General features: G+C 44.6%; 19 protein-coding genes. 13 read left to right on the plus strand and 6 right to left on the minus strand.

Translation table 11 applies throughout. The features are described from left to right. Position 1 precedes the first annotated feature (1 nt). Genes lpdA through V6D42_RS03200 form a run of 4 tightly spaced genes read left to right on the plus strand, consistent with a single transcriptional unit; the run spans position 2 to position 4,724 of the window. On the plus strand, positions 2–1,426 hold the full coding sequence (gene lpdA, locus V6D42_RS03185) for a dihydrolipoyl dehydrogenase (RefSeq protein WP_333512346.1): 1,425 nt from the start codon (positions 2–4) through the stop codon (positions 1,424–1,426). A 21-nt stretch (positions 1,427–1,447) separates the two neighbouring features. Continuing rightward, positions 1,448–2,440 carry a 3-methyl-2-oxobutanoate dehydrogenase subunit alpha gene (bfmBAA, locus tag V6D42_RS03190; RefSeq protein ID WP_024121984.1) on the plus strand — a complete coding sequence of 331 codons (993 nt, stop codon included), beginning with the start codon at positions 1,448–1,450 and terminating at the stop codon, positions 2,438–2,440. A gap of 13 nt (positions 2,441–2,453) precedes the next feature. Next, a complete protein-coding gene (gene bfmBAB, locus V6D42_RS03195) occupies positions 2,454–3,437 on the plus strand; it encodes a 3-methyl-2-oxobutanoate dehydrogenase subunit beta (RefSeq protein WP_333512347.1) in 984 nt (327 codons plus the stop codon). A 21-nt stretch (positions 3,438–3,458) separates the two neighbouring features. Further along, positions 3,459–4,724, plus strand: coding sequence for a dihydrolipoamide acetyltransferase family protein (locus V6D42_RS03200; RefSeq protein ID WP_333512348.1), 1,266 nt, complete (start codon positions 3,459–3,461; stop codon positions 4,722–4,724). A gap of 58 nt (positions 4,725–4,782) precedes the next feature. Here V6D42_RS03200 and V6D42_RS03205 read toward each other — a convergent pair whose 3' ends face one another. The 3 genes from V6D42_RS03205 to V6D42_RS03215 all read right to left on the minus strand — a co-directional run bounded on the left by V6D42_RS03205 (position 4,783) and on the right by V6D42_RS03215 (position 7,877). Next, complete coding sequence (locus V6D42_RS03205) at positions 4,783–5,619, minus strand: MerR family transcriptional regulator (protein ID WP_333512349.1); 837 nt, start codon at positions 5,617–5,619, stop codon at positions 4,783–4,785. Positions 5,620–5,688: 69 nt separating this feature from the next. Continuing rightward, on the minus strand, positions 5,689–6,861 hold the full coding sequence (gene bmr / locus V6D42_RS03210; protein WP_333512350.1) for a multidrug efflux MFS transporter Bmr: 1,173 nt from the start codon (positions 6,859–6,861) through the stop codon (positions 5,689–5,691). Between the two features lie 122 nt (positions 6,862–6,983). Then, positions 6,984–7,877 carry a YegS/Rv2252/BmrU family lipid kinase gene (locus V6D42_RS03215; RefSeq protein WP_333512351.1) on the minus strand — a complete coding sequence of 298 codons (894 nt, stop codon included), beginning with the start codon at positions 7,875–7,877 and terminating at the stop codon, positions 6,984–6,986. Between the two features lie 161 nt (positions 7,878–8,038). On the opposite strand from V6D42_RS03215, the gene brxB reads away from it, so the two are divergent. From brxB to V6D42_RS03245, 6 genes are all read left to right on the plus strand, one after another. Then, positions 8,039–8,476 (plus strand): bacilliredoxin BrxB, encoded by a 438-nt coding sequence (gene brxB, locus V6D42_RS03220; protein WP_024121978.1) that lies wholly within the window; start codon positions 8,039–8,041, stop codon positions 8,474–8,476. A gap of 266 nt (positions 8,477–8,742) precedes the next feature. Then, positions 8,743–9,510, plus strand: coding sequence for an arginine ABC transporter substrate-binding protein ArtP (gene artP / locus V6D42_RS03225; protein ID WP_010334857.1), 768 nt, complete (start codon positions 8,743–8,745; stop codon positions 9,508–9,510). Positions 9,511–9,590: 80 nt separating this feature from the next. Continuing rightward, on the plus strand, positions 9,591–10,250 hold the full coding sequence (gene artQ / locus V6D42_RS03230) for an arginine ABC transporter permease ArtQ (protein WP_014664528.1): 660 nt from the start codon (positions 9,591–9,593) through the stop codon (positions 10,248–10,250). Further along, positions 10,243–10,965, plus strand: a complete 723-nt coding sequence (gene artR, locus V6D42_RS03235; RefSeq protein ID WP_333512352.1) for an arginine ABC transporter ATP-binding protein ArtR — start codon at positions 10,243–10,245, stop codon at positions 10,963–10,965. The genes artQ and artR overlap by 8 nt, the downstream gene beginning before the upstream one ends. A 71-nt stretch (positions 10,966–11,036) precedes the next feature. Further along, positions 11,037–12,005: an aromatic acid exporter family protein gene (locus V6D42_RS03240; protein ID WP_333512353.1), complete on the plus strand. Its 969-nt coding sequence runs from the start codon at positions 11,037–11,039 to the stop codon at positions 12,003–12,005. Between the two features lie 51 nt (positions 12,006–12,056). Continuing rightward, positions 12,057–12,587: a L,D-transpeptidase gene (locus V6D42_RS03245; RefSeq protein WP_333512354.1), complete on the plus strand. Its 531-nt coding sequence runs from the start codon at positions 12,057–12,059 to the stop codon at positions 12,585–12,587. A gap of 19 nt (positions 12,588–12,606) precedes the next feature. Here V6D42_RS03245 and prli42 read toward each other — a convergent pair whose 3' ends face one another. After that, positions 12,607–12,699, minus strand: coding sequence for a stressosome-associated protein Prli42 (gene prli42, locus V6D42_RS03250; RefSeq protein WP_003226489.1), 93 nt, complete (start codon positions 12,697–12,699; stop codon positions 12,607–12,609). Positions 12,700–12,788: 89 nt separating this feature from the next. Between prli42 and mce the strand changes: the two genes are divergently transcribed. Genes mce through V6D42_RS03265 form a run of 3 tightly spaced genes read left to right on the plus strand, consistent with a single transcriptional unit; the run spans position 12,789 to position 15,860 of the window. Then, the gene (gene mce, locus V6D42_RS03255) at positions 12,789–13,211 is read left to right on the plus strand and encodes a methylmalonyl-CoA epimerase (protein WP_333512355.1); all 423 of its coding nucleotides are present in this window, start codon (positions 12,789–12,791) and stop codon (positions 13,209–13,211) included. Continuing rightward, entirely contained in the window at positions 13,204–14,727 is a 1,524-nt protein-coding gene (locus V6D42_RS03260; protein WP_333512577.1) for an acyl-CoA carboxylase subunit beta, read from the plus strand. Before mce ends, V6D42_RS03260 begins: the two co-directional genes overlap by 8 nt. Before the next feature lie 17 nt (positions 14,728–14,744). Further along, positions 14,745–15,860: a tripeptidase T gene (locus tag V6D42_RS03265; protein WP_024121972.1), complete on the plus strand. Its 1,116-nt coding sequence runs from the start codon at positions 14,745–14,747 to the stop codon at positions 15,858–15,860. Between the two features lie 49 nt (positions 15,861–15,909). On the opposite strand, the gene V6D42_RS03270 is transcribed toward V6D42_RS03265, so the two are convergent. Together V6D42_RS03270 and V6D42_RS03275 are read right to left on the minus strand one after the other, a co-directional pair. Continuing rightward, positions 15,910–16,638: a YqjF family protein gene (locus tag V6D42_RS03270; RefSeq protein WP_333512356.1), complete on the minus strand. Its 729-nt coding sequence runs from the start codon at positions 16,636–16,638 to the stop codon at positions 15,910–15,912. A 126-nt stretch (positions 16,639–16,764) separates the two neighbouring features. Continuing rightward, positions 16,765–17,592 carry a membrane protein insertase YidC gene (locus V6D42_RS03275; protein ID WP_268449525.1) on the minus strand — a complete coding sequence of 276 codons (828 nt, stop codon included), beginning with the start codon at positions 17,590–17,592 and terminating at the stop codon, positions 16,765–16,767. Between the last annotated feature and the right edge of the window lie 10 nt (positions 17,593–17,602).

Raw genomic sequence — 17,602 nt, forward strand, 5'->3', positions numbered from 1 at the left:
AATGGCAACTGAGTATGATGTAGTCATTCTGGGCGGCGGTACAGGCGGTTATGTCGCGGCGATCAGAGCGGCGCAGCTCGGCTTAAAAACAGCCGTTGTAGAAAAAGAAAAGCTTGGCGGAACATGCCTGCATAAAGGCTGTATTCCGAGTAAAGCGCTGCTTAGAAGCGCAGAAGTGTACCGGACAGCCCGTGAAGCCGATCAATTCGGAGTCGAAACGTCCGGCGTGTCCCTCAACTTTGAAAAGGTGCAGCACCGTAAGCAGGCGGTTGTTGATAAGCTTGCAGCGGGCGTCAATCATTTAATGAAAAAAGGAAAAATCGACGTGTACGACGGATATGGGCGCATCCTTGGACCGTCTATTTTCTCTCCGCTGCCGGGAACCATTTCTGTTGAACGGGGAAATGGCGAAGAAAATGACATGCTGATCCCGAAGCAGGTCATTATTGCTACAGGCTCAAGGCCGAGAATGCTTCCGGGTCTGGAAGCGGACGGAGAGTTTGTTCTAACCTCGGATGAAGCGCTCCAAATGGAGGAGCTTCCAAAATCGATGATCATCGTCGGCGGAGGAGTTATTGGAATCGAATGGGCATCCATGCTTCATGACTTTGGCGTAAATGTAACGGTTATCGAATATGCGGACCGGATATTGCCGACTGAAGACCAGGACATGTCAAAAGAAATGCAAAGCCTTCTTAAGAAAAAAGGAATTCAGTTTGTCACAGGAGCTAAAGTGCTGCCTGATACGTTGAAAAAATCGTCAGGTGACATCAGCATACAGGCGGAAAAAGACGGAGAAACCGCCACTTATACAGCGGAAAAAATGCTTGTTTCCATTGGCAGACAGGCAAATATCGAAGGCATCGGTTTGGAAAACACCGATGTTGTCACTGAAAATGGCGTCATCTCTGTTAACGGCAGCTGCCAAACGAAAGAATCTCATATTTATGCGATCGGGGATGTCATCGGGGGCCTTCAGCTTGCCCACGTGGCGTCACATGAAGGAATCCTTGCAGTGGAGCATATCGCCGGCCTTAATCCGCACCCGCTTGACCCGGCACTTGTACCGAAGTGCATCTATTCCAGCCCGGAAGCAGCTAGTGTGGGTTTAACGGAAGAAGAGGCAAAGGCGAAGGGATTCGATGTCAAAATAGGAAAGTTCCCATTTATGGCGATCGGAAAAGCACTTGTGTACGGGGAAAGCGATGGCTTCGTAAAAATCATAGCTGATCGTGCCACAGATGATATTCTCGGGGTGCATATGATAGGCCCGCATGTCACTGACATGATATCAGAGGCAGGTCTTGCAAAAGTGCTGGATGCGACGCCGTGGGAGGTCGGGCAAACGATCCACCCGCACCCGACGCTGTCTGAAGCGATTGGAGAAGCAGCGCTTGCTGCAGATGGCAAAGCCATTCATTTTTAAAAGCATAAAGGAGGCGCTTGAATGAGTACAAACCGACATCAAGCATTAGGGCTGACTGATCAGGAAGCCGTTGATATGTATAGAACCATGCTGTTAGCAAGAAAAATCGATGAAAGAATGTGGCTGTTAAACCGCTCTGGTAAAATCCCGTTTGTTATCTCTTGTCAAGGACAGGAAGCAGCACAAGTAGGAGCAGCTTTCGCCCTTGACCGTGAAACAGATTACGTGTTGCCTTACTATAGAGACATGGGTGTCGTGCTCGCGTTTGGCATGACCGCGAAGGACTTAATGATGTCCGGGTTTGCCAAAGCAGCAGATCCAAACTCAGGTGGCCGCCAAATGCCGGGGCATTTTGGTCAAAAGGAAAACCGGATCGTGACGGGGTCTTCTCCGGTAACAACGCAAGTGCCGCATGCGGTCGGCATAGCGCTAGCTGGACGCATGGAGAAAAAAGACATTGCGGCTTTTGTCACATTTGGAGAAGGATCTTCAAACCAAGGCGATTTCCATGAAGGGGCAAACTTTGCCGCTGTTCATAAGCTTCCGGTTATTTTTATGTGTGAAAACAACAAATACGCGATTTCGGTCCCTTACGATAAGCAAGTGGCCTGTGAAAATATTTCAGATCGTGCCGTAGGCTATGGAATGCCTGGTGTAACGGTGAATGGAAACGATCCGCTCGAAGTTTATCAAGCTGTGAAAGAAGCGCGTGAACGGGCGCGCAGAGGAGAAGGCCCTACCTTAATTGAGACGATTTCTTACCGCCTGACACCGCATTCCAGCGATGACGACGACAGCAGCTACAGAGGCCGTGAAGAAGTAGAGGAAGCGAAAAAAAGTGATCCCCTGTTTACTTATCAAGCTTACTTAAAGGAAATAGGCCTGCTGACTGAAGAGATAGAACAAACCATGCTGGACGAAATCATGGCAATCATAAACGAGGCGACAGATGAAGCAGAGAACGCTCCTTATGCAGCTCCTGAGTCAGCGCTCGATTATGTGTATGCGAAGTAGGGAGGAAGTACAAATGTCAGTAATGTCATATATTGATGCGATCAATTTGGCGATGAAAGAAGAAATGGAACGAGATTCACGTGTCTTCGTTCTTGGGGAAGATGTAGGAAAAAAAGGCGGTGTATTTAAAGCCACAGCTGGCCTGTACGAACAATTTGGAGAAGAGCGTGTCATGGATACGCCGCTTGCTGAATCAGCGATCGCCGGAGTCGGTATAGGAGCTGCTATGTACGGCATGAGGCCGATTGCCGAAATGCAGTTTGCTGATTTTATTATGCCGGCGGTAAACCAGATTATATCCGAGGCTGCTAAAGTCCGCTACCGCAGCAACAATGACTGGAGCTGCCCGATCGTTGTCAGAGCGCCGTACGGTGGCGGCGTGCACGGAGCGCTTTATCATTCTCAATCAGTCGAAGCAATTTTCGCCAATCAGCCTGGACTGAAAATTGTGATGCCTTCAACGCCGTATGACGCGAAAGGACTCTTAAAAGCCGCAATTCGTGATGAAGATCCGGTGCTGTTTTTTGAGCACAAACGCGCGTACCGTCTGATCAAAGGCGAGGTTCCGGCAGATGATTATGTACTTCCTATCGGCAAGGCTGATGTAAAAAGGGAAGGCGACGACATCACGGTGATCACATACGGGCTTTGTGTCCACTTTGCTTTACAGGCTGCAGAACGTCTCGAAAAAGACGGCATTTCTGTACATGTGGTGGATTTAAGAACGGTATACCCGCTTGATCAAGAAGCGATCATCGAAGCCGCATCCAAAACCGGAAAGGTCCTTTTGGTCACAGAAGATACAAAAGAGGGCAGTATCATGAGTGAGGTGGCTGCCATTATATCCGAGCATTGTCTGTTCGACTTAGACGCGCCGATCAAACGGCTTGCAGGTCCTGATATTCCGGCTATGCCTTATGCGCCGACAATGGAAAAATACTTTATGGTCAACCCTGATAAAGTAGAAGCGGCGATGAGAGAATTAGCGGAGTTTTAAAGACGTAAGGAGGATACGATCATGGCAATAGAACAAATGACGATGCCGCAGCTTGGCGAAAGCGTAACGGAGGGCACGATCAGCAAATGGCTCATCGCCCCTGGAGATAAAGTGAACAAATACGATCCGATTGCAGAAGTCATGACAGATAAGGTAAACGCAGAGGTTCCGTCCTCTTTTACCGGTACAATAACAGAGCTTGTGGGAGAAGAAGGCCAGACCCTGCAAGTCGGAGAAATTATTTGCAAAATCGAAACAGAAGGCGCAAAGCCGGCTGAACAAAAACAAGATCAGACCGAAGCGCCAACTGCCGGGCAAGCAGCTCCTGAAAACCGCACCGAAGCAGACAGTCAGGCCAATAAGAAACGTTTGTCTCCAGCCGTACTTCGTTTGGCCGGAGAGCATGGCATTGACCTTGAGCAAGTAACAGGAACGGGCGCCGGCGGAAGGATCACGAGAAAAGATATTCAGCGTATCATTGATTCAGGCGGCGTTTCAGAACAGACTCAGGAGCCAAAAGCAGCAGCTCCTGCACCAGCGCAAAAACAGGAGACGAAAGAAGACGTTTCTCATCCTGTTTCAGCAGCCGGAGATAAAGAAATTCCTGTCACAGCTGTTAGAAAAGCGATCGCTTCAAATATGAAACGAAGCAAAACAGAAATTCCTCACGCTTGGACGATGATGGAAGTCGATGTCACAAACATGGTGGCATACCGAAACAGTATAAAAGATTCCTTCAAAAAAACAGAAGGCTTTAATTTAACTTTTTTCGCCTTTTTCGTAAAAGCGGTCGCTCAGGCGTTAAAAGAATTCCCGCAAATGAACAGCATGTGGGCGGGGGACAAAATCATTCAGAAAAAAGATATCAATATTTCAATCGCGGTTGCCACGGAAGATTCTTTATTTGTTCCGGTGATCAAAAATGCTGATGAAAAAACGATTAAAGGCATTGCGAGAGAAATTACCGACCTTGCCAAAAAGGTAAGAGACGGAAAACTGTCAGCAGACGATATGCAGGGAGGAACGTTTACCGTCAACAATACAGGTTCGTTCGGATCTGTTCAGTCGATGGGAATCATCAATTATCCTCAGGCTGCGATTCTTCAAGTGGAATCGATCGTCAAACGCCCGGTTGTTATGGATCATGGCATGATTGCTGTCAGAGACATGGTCAATCTGTGCCTGTCTTTAGATCACAGAGTGCTTGATGGCCTCGTGTGCGGAAGATTCCTGGCACGTGTCAAAGAAATTTTAGAATCGATAGATGAGAAAACAACTGTCTACTAAACACAGAAAGAGCATTTTTTGAACGAAACTTCAAAAAATGCTCTTTTTCTATGTACCATTATTCTGCGATTCGGATTTTCATTTCAACCCGATATTCTTCTTGTTTTTTCGGAGAATAATGAATCGGTATGATTAACTCGTAAACATCACTGATAACCGTTAATTGACGGTCCGTGATATACTTGATCAGCTTTTGTAAGTTGAGAAAATAATGCTCTGGCGAGAAATTATAAGCGATACAAACATATTTGCCTTTTGGTATTGTTGTGATTTCCATATCCGGCGTAATCGCAGAAATTTGTTTATTCGTTAAGACAGGCGTGAAAATATGACGGTAAGTCATTTCATCAATGTTGTTGTATGGCTGAAACGAGAAAGTAGCACCGTAGCTATTGTTCGAAAAACCATCGGCTGATTCGATAAATGTTTTTAGTTTGCTGTATGAGGCGTTGAGCACGTTTTCAGGCCCAATTCCCTCTGCCTCTGTCTGTATAATCCGTATTTCTTCCTCATCTAGAACAAACACCTCACCAAGCGCAGGATATTTCATCTGCCGTTTCATTCGCTTTTTCACCAGAGAAATGGTCTGCTCCAATGTTGATAAAAAATCTAATTTCTCCCTGATTTGCTTTTCCTGCTCTGTATAAAAAGCAAATAGTTCCTCCATCTCTAATTCCTGTGCCTTTTTCATCTCTTCTAAAGGTGTGCCAATATATTTTAATGATTTGATCAAATCAAGATGATAGAGCTGGGAGTCTGTATAATAGCGGTAGTTCGTATCCGGGTCGACGTAGGCGGGTTTAAATAAATCAATCTTGTCGTAGTAACGAAGCGCTTTGATCGACACATTTGCCAGTTTTGAAACTTCTCCAATTGAGTAAAACGAGTCCTTCATGCCATCCCCCCTTATGATCAGTATAATGAAAAAGCGCATCCTTTGCAGTACACAAAGAATACGCTACTTTTACATGCTGGCTTTGATATGGGCAGGGGCTTTCCAGGCAATGGTCAGCGCAATGCCTATGGCTAATGCTACTGTTGCAAAATAGAATGGATAGTTTAAGTCAATATCGAATAGCATGCCCCCTATGATGGGGCCGAACACATTGCCGATGCTGGTAAACATTGAATTCATCCCGCCGGCAAATCCCTGTTCATTTCCCGCAATTTTTGACAGATAGGTTGTTACCGCCGGGCGCATAAGATCGAATCCGACAAATACAGTGAAGGTAACTAATAAAATCGCAGCATATGAATTTACGATGGTCAGCAAAAACACAAGACTTGTTGAGAGAATTAAGCTGTAGCGGATTAAACGGATTTCCCCAAACCACCTTGTGAAGCGGTCGAATAAGACGACTTGCGTGATGGCTCCGACAATTGCTCCCCCAGTAATCAAAATGGCAATGTCACTGGCCGTAAATCCGAATTTATGATCAACGAATAACGCAAATAAAGATTCAAATGATGCTAATCCAAAAGACGATATTAAAATGATGAGAAAAGCAATGAAATACATAGGTGCAAAAATCCGTTTGAATAATCCTGTATTTTGACCCTCTATTTTCTCATTCTCAGGATTTCGCTCCGGTTCCCGTAGCGTTAGCATCGATAAAATTGCTGCTATTAACGCAAAGGCTGCCGCAAAGTAGAAAGGCAGACGGGAATGGATTTCCGCTAAAAATCCGCCAATGCCGGGTCCGATAATAAAACCTGTCGAAATAGCGGCTGACATATAGCCGAGCGCTTTCGGCCGTGTTTTAACAGTAGTGATATCAGCGATAAAAGCCGTGACTCCGGGCATAATGAAGGCAGCACTGATACCGCCAAGCATACGGGATATAAATAAAATGTCAACTGATTTTCCGATGCCGAACAAAAACTCCGAAACACTAAAAAACAGCAGACCAATCACGATCATAATTTTACGTCCAAAGCGGTCAACCCAGCGTCCGGCGATTGGTGAAACAATAAGCTGTGTAACCGCGAAACACGCAACCATATAGCCGACTGCGGTACCGGATAAATGCAATTCATTCATAATCGCGGGCGTTACCGGAATCACAAGCCCGATCCCTAAAAAAGCAATGAATAAATTGGTTAATAATATAGCTAATGTGATGTTCTGTTTCCTCATGTAACTTCCCCTTTTTACGAAAGTGTATCCCTTATACTGTAAGACCTCCTCTTAGGGGAGAGTCAACGGATTTCTTTCTATGAAGCTGTTCGCTCTATATAAAGTCCTTTACCAGCGGACAGTTAAACATTGCGGGGAATAAGCATGTCAATGTGCTGTGGAAGGACTTGAATTACAGCGGGTGTATGTGTATACACTTCTCCATCTGTATCAGCCTTTTTGACGGTGTCTGTTTCAATTTCGACGCGAGAGGCCTGAACATAGGACAGCTCTCCGGTGAACCGCTCTATTGAACCCTGTTCCATATTCATCAGCTCGCGCAAAGCGGAGAGGTTGGTGCTGCGGCAAATGAGGATATCGAGTAATCCGTCACTTATACTGGCCTCCGGCAGGGGAATTCGATTCGTTCCGATGTATTGTCCGTTCATGACAAGCAGCATAACGGCTTCATCTTTTATCTCTTGCCCATCGATTGTCAATGAAATAGGAAAGGACTCAGCTGATGAGACGGTACGTAACGCGCTTGTAAAATAGCTGATTTTTCCTAATAACGCTTTTTCCGTTTCGTTAATTTGATTCGATGTTTCTGCGATCAGGCCGATCCCCCAGAAATTTAAAAAATAACGATCGTTCATCTGGCATACATCAACCTTGGATTTTTTTCCTGAGACGAGTGCTTCGGCTGCCTTTGCAAGATGTTGAGGAATGCCCAGCACTCTTGAAAAGTCATTGCACGTTCCGCCGGGCAAAATACCGATAGACGGCTTTTTTTCTAACGAACTGATGCCATTGATGCATTGATGGACTGTACCGTCGCCGCCGAGAATAAAGACAGTTTCGACAGAATCATCTATCGATCGGCAAAAATGATAAGCATCGTCTTTTTTCTTTGTCTGTTTAATGATGACCTCATCTAACGATTGTGATAAAACTGGCACAACAGCTCCTAATGCTTTTTCTATATTTTTGTTGCCGGCGTTTCCGTTATGAATAAGTAAAGCTTTCCGGTGGCTCATAAAAAACTGCTCCTTTATTTATACATCTGATTATATAATTCCCTTATCTTGTAAGGAGTAAACGAAAAGCAAAAAATCCTCCGATATAAGCGGTGGCATTTGCCGATAAGGCGGTTTCCTTGCTATCATAAGAACAGATGATGAAAAAGGAGAGGTCTTCATTGAACATGGACTTTAATTTATTTATGAATGATGTTGTCCGCCAAGCGAGACAAGAAATTACGGCTGCCGGATATACCGAGCTGAAAACAGCTGAAGAGGTGGACGAGGCACTTACGAAAAAAGGAACGACGCTTGTCATGGTCAACTCTGTCTGCGGATGCGCGGGCGGGATTGCAAGACCGGCTGCATACCATTCCGTTCATTATGACAAAAGACCTGACCAGCTCGTGACTGTGTTTGCGGGACAGGATAAAGAAGCGACGGCAAGAGCACGCGAATATTTCGAAGGATACCCGCCATCTTCTCCGTCATTTGCTATTTTAAAAGACGGAAAAATCATGAAAATGGTGGAGCGTCATGAAATTGAAGGCCATGAGCCGATGGCAGTTGTCTCAAAACTGCAGGAAGCCTTCGAGGAATATTGCGAAGAAGTATAAGATAAAACCCCGGATGCCCGAGCGGCACGGGGTTTTTTTGTGTATAAAATTCCAAGTCATGATGAATAAATATTAGAGTTTATTCAATGGACACACTATAAAAGATGTCCTTTTACTTAGTGATAGGAGAAGATTTTGCTGGAAAAATAAGCTTCGAGATAATTTTTAAAAATAGTATTGCATAAAAATAAGAAAGTGTTTAAAATACAAATTAACGAATAAATATTCAAATATGATAAAAGTAATGAATATGGGGGAAATGGATCATGAAAAAATGGCTCTTATTACTGGTAGCTGCGTGCATCACCTTTGCACTATCTGCTTGCGGCTCAAGCAATTCAGGTTCAGAAAGCGGGAAGAAAAAAATAATTATGGGAACTTCGGCGGATTACAAACCGTTTGAATATAAAGATGGCGATAACATTGTCGGTTTTGATGTAGATTTGGCAAAGGCCCTTGCAAAGAAAACCGGCTACGAAATTGAAGTGCAGGATATGGACTTCAACAGCTTAATTACAGCACTGAAATCAAAACAGGTTGATTTGGTTTTGTCAGGAATGACACCGACGCCTGATCGTAAAAAACAAGTTGATTTTTCTGATGTATATTACACAGCGAATCATATGATTGTCAGCAAAAAAGACAGCGGCATTAAGTCTTTAAAAGATCTGAAAGGGAAAACAGTCGGCGTTCAGCTTGGCTCCATTCAAGAAGAGAAGGGGAAAGAGCTTTCACCGGAATATAATTTTAAAACGGAAGACCGCAACAGAATTTCTGATTTGGTGCAGGAAATCAAATCTGACCGCTTTGACGCTGCGATTATCGAAGACATGGTGGCAGAAGGGTATTTCAAATCAAATGATGACCTGCAGGGCTTCGTAATTCCTGATGCGAAAGCGGAGGAAGCCGGTTCAGCGATTGCTTTCAGAAAAGACAGTGAACTGACGGACAAATTCAATAAAGCCCTCAAAGAAATGCAAGATAATGGAGAGCTCGATAAATTGAAGAAAAAGTGGTTCACTGGCGAGAAGTAAAAAAAGCGGCTCAACTTTTTCGTTGAGCCTTTTTATTGAATAGGAAATTCTTTTTCCTGTAAGAAAAGGAGACAAAGGCTATGAATTTGGATTTTTCAGCAACGATCCCCCAAATTCCTTTTATATTAGAAGGCTTAGCAATCACATTAAAAATTGTTGTTGTATCTGCTATTATCGGACTTATATTAGGGATTGTGCTAAGCTTATGCAAGATCAGCACGTTCCGCCCGCTGATCTGGATTGCTGATTTTTACACATCAGTTTTTCGCGGCACGCCTTTAGTGCTGCAGCTTATGATTGTTTATTTCGGGCTCCCGCAGCTGCTCGGCTTTCAAATTGACCAGTTTTGGGCGGCGGTTGTCGCATTGTCACTGAATTCCGCTGCTTATGTATCGGAAATTATCAGAGCGGGAATCAATGCCATTGATAAAGGACAAAAAGAGGCTGCTGTCGCACTGGGTGTTCCCTACGGCAAAATGATGAAGGATCTGCTTTTGCCGCAGGCCTTCAAAAATATATCACCTGCCATTGTAAATGAATTAATTACGTTAACAAAAGAATCGGCGATTGTTACCGTTATTGGTCTTGGTGATGTCATGAGACGCGCGTATCAAGCGGGCGCCGCCACGTACAATTACCTTGAGCCGCTCATTATCGCCGGATTGATTTATTATGTGCTTGTCCTTATTTTAACGTTTATCGGCAAGGCTGTAGAAAGGAAGCTGAAATCCAATGATTAAGGTTGAAAAGCTGTCAAAATCATTTGGGAAACAAGAAGTATTAAAAAACATTTCAACAAACATCGCTGAAGGTGAGGTTGTTGCCGTCATCGGCCCTTCAGGCTCAGGCAAATCCACATTTCTTCGCTGTTTGAATCTTTTGGAGAAGCCTAACGGCGGAACCATCACAATAAAAGACAAAGAGATTACGCAGCCGAAAACCAATACATTAAAGGTACGGGAAAACATTGGAATGGTATTTCAGCATTTTCATCTTTTTCCGCACAAAACGGTTCTCGAAAATATCATGTACGCGCCTGTAAATGTCAAGAAAGAATCAAAGCAGACTGCACAAGAAAAAGCCGAGGAACTGCTGCGTAAAGTCGGGTTGTTTGAAAAGCGAAATGACTATCCAAACCGTTTATCCGGCGGACAAAAGCAGCGTGTTGCCATCGCCCGTGCTTTGGCAATGAATCCGGAAATCATGCTGTTCGACGAGCCGACATCCGCGCTTGACCCTGAAATGGTCAAAGAAGTCCTCCAGGTCATGAAAGAACTGGTTGAAACCGGTATGACTATGGTGATTGTTACTCACGAAATGGGCTTTGCAAAAGAAGTGGCCGACCGCGTGTTATTTATGGATGAAGGGATGATTGTCGAGGACGGCAATCCGAAAGAATTTTTTCTTTCGCCAAAATCCAAAAGAGCGCAGGACTTTTTAGAAAAAATATTATAGAATATAGGGAAAAAGAAGAAGGCTTGTGCTTCTTCTTTTTTGTTGAAGAAACAAATAGAATGGAGTCCGACATGTTTAAAATTGGTTACCGCACAATAAAGACCGCACTTGGAACAGCTTTGGCTATTTATATAAGCCAGCTTTTACATCTGCAAAACTTCGCATCAGCAGGAATCATCACCATTTTGTGCATACAAATCACACAAAAACGGTCGCTTCAAGCGTCATGGGCCCGATTTGCAGCATGCTGTCTGGCAATTCTCTTTTCCTATCTCTTTTTCGAACTGATTGGCTATGATCCGTTTGTCATTGGATTGCTTTTGCTGATTTTCATCCCGACAACAGTTGTTTTAAAAATAAACGAAGGAATCGTCACCAGCTCAGTTATTATCCTTCATCTGTATATGTCCGGCGGCATTACGCCCCAATTCATCTGGAATGAAGTCCAGTTAATTACGGTCGGAATTGGCGTTGCTCTTTTAATGAATCTGTATATGCCGAGCCTTGACCGGAAGCTAATCGCCTATCGAAAAAAGATAGAGGACAATTTTGCTGTCATTTTCGCAGAAATCGAACGGTATTTGTTAACTGGTGAGCAAGATTGGACAGGAAAAGAAATTCCGGAAACACACCAGTTAATCACTGAAGCCAAAAACCTGGCGTACCGAGATGTACAAAACCATATTCTGCGCCACGAAAATCAGCACTATCATTATTTTAAAATGAGAGAAAAACAATTTGAAATCATCGAACGCCTTCTCCCTAAAGTGACATCGATTTCCATTACGGTGGATCAGGGAAAAATGATTGCCGAATTTCTTTGTGATCTGCGGGAAGCAATCCACCCGGGAAATACAGCCTACAAGTTTTTGAAAAGACTTGCTGATATGAGAAAAGAATTCGAGGAGATGCCGCTTCCTGCGACGAGAGAAGAATTTGAAGCAAGAGCCGCACTTTTTCATCTTCTGGGGGAAATGGAGCAATATTTGGTGATCAAAAGTTATTTCAAAGGAATCAAAGTAGAAAAATCGCTCGCTTAACTCGCATGAGCTCATCCTACATTGGTCAACCTAATGGAAAAGGAGGAGCTTATGCGTTTTTTCTTATGTTCAATATTTATGATTATTTCTCCGATATGGCCTCTTGGCGAAAATCCACTTCCAGGTGACCCATATGTCATCGTCAACAAGAAAACAAATGAGCTTGCTCTCATCATCGACAACAAAATTGAAGGCGTTTATCGTGTGGCAACCGGAAAGTCGGATGATTTGACGCCTGAGGGAGAATTTTCGATTACAGTAAAAGCGGTGAATCCTTATTACAGAAAGAAAAATATTGAAGGCGGAGCTTCTGAGAACCCGCTTGGGACAAGGTGGATTGGGTTTGATGCGAGAAGGACAGACGGCCGGATCTACGGAATTCACGGGACAAACCGGGAAGAATCTATCGGTCAATTTGTATCTAACGGCTGTATACGTATGCATAACGATGACGTTGTTCATCTGTTTCAAGAGATTCCGGTGGGGACGAGAGTGCTGATCACGAAAGACTCCCGGTCTTTTGAGGAGATAGCCATTGAGCATAAAGCCCTGATAAAAAAGCAGGTTGTTCCCGTTCAATAGGCCGCCTGCTTTTTTATCATTATAAAAACATAACGATTCCTGAGAGTACTGTTGAAAGAATAAAAACTCCCAAAATCACGATTAAAACGCTTTTCATCAGTTTTTGAGACATATTTTCACTCCTTAGACAATCTGATTATATTTTAACGTGTTTTGTATGGGCGGACAAGCGATATCTATTGCCGGAAAGCAGGGATGTAAATGACCGGACTTGACCATATTGGGATTGCCGTTTATTCCATAAACAAGGCCAGAGCTTTTTATGAAGATGTATTGGGATTACCGTTTCTTCATCAAGAAACGGTTGAAGAGCAAAAGGTGACCATTGCTCTTTTCCAAGCGGGAGGCGTTTATTTGGAACTGATCGAGCCGTTAACACCTGACAGCCCTGTCCGTACATTTTTAGATAAAAAAGGAGAGGGGCTGCACCATGTTGCGTTTCTATGCAGCGGCTTAACAGATCAGCTTCAAGCATTATCAAACCGGCAAATTGATGTAATAGACAGGAAGCCGAGACAGGGAGCAAACGGGAAACAGATCGCGTTTATTTCTCCGCGGGAAACAAACGGCGTGCTTGTCGAGCTCTGTGAACCGAAAGGAGATCAAGACATTGAACATGAATGAGCATATCGGTCATCTATACAATAGGCGCAAACAGGCGGAAGAAGGCGGGGGACATGCGAAGCAAGCTGAACAGCGGAAAAAGGGAAAGCTCACAGCGCGGGAAAGGATCGCCTATCTCTTGGATGAGGATAGTTTTATCGAATTATATCCCTTCATGGAGAGCCGAAGCTTAACAAGGGAGCAGCGTATACTGGGAGATGGAGTCGTGACGGGCTACGGTACGATTGACGGCCGCTCTGTATATGTGTTTGCGCAGGATTTTACCGTATTCGGCGGGGCGCTTGGCGAAACCCATGCGAAAAAAATTACCTCTCTTATGGATCTTGCAGCAAAAAATAAAGCCCCGATAATCGGGCTGAACGACTCAGGTGGTGCGAGAATTCAAGAGGGTGTGGTATCATTAGATGGATACGGTCACATATTTTACCGAAACGTCTTATATTCCGGAGTCATTCCGCAAATCTCGGTTATATTAGGGCCGTGCGCTGGAGGCGCTGTGTACTCTCCGGCACTTACTGATTTTATTTTTATGGCAGAACAGACGGGCCGAATGTTTATTACCGGCCCAAAGGTCATTGAAAAAGTAACAGGAGAACAGGTTGATGCGGAGAGCTTAGGGGGAGCGGGAATACATAATGCCGTCAGCGGAAATGCCCACTTTTCCGGAAAAACGGAAGAGGAGGTTCTGGCAGGAGTGAAAAAGCTGCTGTCTTATTTGCCGCTCGACAAACAGGTATCACCGCCTTCATCTGTGGATGAGGCCTCCAGCTCGTTAATAAACCGCCTCGTGCCGGCTGACAGCACAAAGCCGTATGATGTTCGGGCGGTGATTCAGGAATTGGCTGATCCACAGTCTTTTTTTGAGATTCAGCCGTATTTTGCGAAAAATATCGTCATCGGATTTGCAAAGCTCGGCCAAAAAACGATCGGAATTGTGGCAAACCAGCCGAAACATTTAGCAGGAAGCCTGACGATTGACGCGGCTGATAAAGCAGCGAGATTTATCCGGTTTTGTGACGCCTTTGACATCCCGCTTTTAACTGTCGAAGATGTACCGGGGTTTTTGCCTGGCATTCAGCAGGAGCATAACGGCATTATCAGGCACGGAGCCAAATTGCTGTTTGCTTATGCAGAAGCGACGGTTCCCAAAGTAACGCTCATCATCAGAAAAGCGTATGGCGGGTCGTATGTCGCCATGAACAGCAAATCCATCGGAGCGGATCTCGTGTTTGCTTGGCCAAATGCCGAAATCGCAGTGATGGGTGCTGAGGGGGCGGCATCTATTTTGTATGATAAAGATATTGAAGCGTCAGCTGACCCGCAAAAGACAAAACGCGAAAAAACAGCTGAATACAAAAAACAAAACGCCAGCCCTTACAAAGCGGCGGCATGCGGAATGGTCGATGACATCATTTTGCCGGAAGAATCAAGGAAAAGACTCATCCAAGCTTTTCACATGCTTGCACATAAGACTGAAGAGAGACCGAAAAAAAAGCACGGTAACATACCGCTTTAACATGGAGGGACTTACAAATGGTGAATGAAAAACGCCTGCTGGAAGAATTTTTAGAGCTTGTTCAAATCGATTCAGAAACGAAGCACGAAGCTGAAATCTGCAAAGTGCTGAAACAAAAATTTTCTGATTTAGGTGTAGACGTCAAAGAAGACGATACAATGGGTATCACTGGCCACGGTGCAGGAAACCTGATCTGCACATTAAAAGGAACGAAAAAGACAGATACAATTTATTTTACATCTCATATGGACACAGTCGTACCCGGAAACGGCGTAAAACCGGTTGTTGAGGATGGATATGTTAAAACAGACGGCACAACAATTTTAGGCGCCGATGACAAAGCCGGATTGGCTGCCATGTTTGAAGCAATTAAAGTGCTCAAAGAAGAAAACATTGAGCACGGCACGATTGAATTCATCATCACAGTAGGTGAAGAATCAGGTCTTATCGGGGCAAAGGCGCTTGACCGTTCCATGATAACAGCATCCTACGGTTATGCTCTTGATTCAGACGGAAAAGTCGGCAATATCATTGTTGCGGCACCGACTCAGGCGAAGGTAAGAGCGGCGATTTACGGTAAAACTGCACACGCTGGAGTTGAACCAGAAAAAGGGATATCAGCGATTACAATCGCAAGCAAGGCCATTTCAAAAATGCCTTTGGGCCGCATCGATGAAGAAACAACAGCAAACATCGGCCGATTTGAAGGCGGCACACAAACAAACATTGTGTGCGACGAAGTTCACATTCTCGCTGAAGCGCGTTCTTTAGTTCCTGAAAAAATGGAAGCGCAGGTTCAAAAAATGAAAGCTGCTTTTGAAGAGGCAGCGGCTGATATGGGCGGACGTGCAGAAGTCGAAATCGAAGTCATGTATCCAGGTTTTAAATATCAAGATGGCGACCAAGTCGTTGAAATCGCGAAAAAAGCGGCAGCGAAAATCGGACGCACGAGCGAGCTGCAAACGAGCGGCGGCGGAAGCGACGCAAACGTAATTGCAGGCCACGGCATCCCAACGGTCAATCTTGCTGTCGGGTATGAGCAAATTCATACGAAGAACGAAAAAATGCCGATTGAAGAGCTGGTGAAAACAGCAGAAATGGTTGTTGCCATTATTGAAGAAGCAGCAAAATAATGAAGAAAAACCCGAGTGCGGATCTGGCATTCGGGTTTTTTCCTGACAGTCAGCGCCATTGTCGAAGCGGCCAAAATAATACATCTTGTTTTTTGGCATAATGAAGCAGCGGTTCTGAGTCTGGTAAAGTGATTTCGTGAGCATCAGCCACTGTATTGGTTGAGAACTGGGCCTCGGCTCTTTGAAGAAGCCAAGGGTGATGGTGAATGTCCTCATAATAGAGCTTGTCACGATGGGTGGTATAGAGTCTGTATCGCTCCGTCAGCCAGTAATCAAGCGAATCCTCTTGCGCTGTAAAAGGCGCAGAGAGTGGCCGGTACGTGGCACCGAATTCTGCTTTTCCAGCGTCTCTCCGTTTGCTTTTATATTCCATAGCATCCCCATTTTTTTCGGCTTTCATATCGGCGTAAAAATAAGGCAAATGAAAGAAAGTCCGTGCACCTTGAACTGCGAGCCGATGATCAGCATCTAAGCTAAAGAAATAAATGCCCGGCTTGCCTTTATAGGTGACATAAGTGCGCAGGTTAAGCTCTGGAAAGGACTGGGCTCCAGGAATAGGTGGGAGAAAACGCGCGCGAAGGTTTGTGAGCATAAAGGGAAGCATGCTTACCCAAGCTTGTCCGTTATATGTATCTATGTCCAATATGGCCGGAATTTTAGCTCGAAGGGTAGAGTCATCAACAGGCCAATGAGCAAATAAGACATCATTCCATGTTTGTTTCATGATCCAGATTCCTTCAGGCACAGCAATATTTTTTTGTTGAGAGCGTTCTGTCATGACACCAGCTCCTTTCATTTGGATGTGAGTAAAGGTATTCCCGATTTTCTTCTTTTTAAACGAATGCAGGTTCTTGAAAGTGACGGAAATAAAAAACAACTCCGAACAAAAGTCGGAGTTGTTTTTTTATTTCACCGGTTCTGTAAGAGCGGCTGTTTTTTTCTGTTTATGGTGTGTCATCTGAAGTACGACGTTTTGCACTGTCAAGAACAGTCCGCTGGTGAACCAGTACAGCGGAAGGGCCGCAGGAACATTAAGCGAGAAAATCGTCATCATCACAGGGAAGATAAACACCATTAGTTTTGCAGATTGCTGCGCTGCAGGATTTTGCGGTACAGCGGAATATTTCGCGCTCAGCTTTTGTGCGACATAGGCTTGGACAAAATACATAATCCCTGCACTAAGGGACACGAGAATATCAGATTGCCCTAAGCTGAACCATAGAAACGAGTGTGATGCAATTTCAGGTGTTGAGCGAATCGCGTAATAAAACCCAATCATAATCGGAAACTGAATCAGCATTGGAAGACAGCCCATCGCAAGCGGGTTGATTTTATGCTCCTGATACAGCTTCATCATTTCCATTTGCAGTTCTTTCTGCTTTTCCGGGTCCTTTGTCTTTTTAATTTTGGCTTGAATGCTGTCTACTTGCGGTTTAATGACTGCCATTTTTTCTTGGAACACACGCTGTTTTTTAAACTGATTGACAAACAAAGGCAGTACCACCACGCGCACAATAATGGTTACCAGAATGATAGACAACCCGTATTCTCCGTGAAACAGTCCGGCAACGCCTTTCAGCAGCGAGGAAAACGGCTCGATTAAATAGTCGTGGAAAAAACCGACGTTACCGAGACCTCCCACCTGATTTGTTGCAGCAAAAGCTGCATTCCCAGAGCATAATACGATCAAAAAGGCCCCTACAGCCAAAAGTTTCTGATATGTTTTTAACAATTTGTTCTCC

Source organism: Bacillus sp. 0909A (assembly GCF_036765115.1).
Taxonomy (GTDB): domain Bacteria; phylum Bacillota; class Bacilli; order Bacillales; family Bacillaceae; genus Bacillus; species Bacillus mojavensis.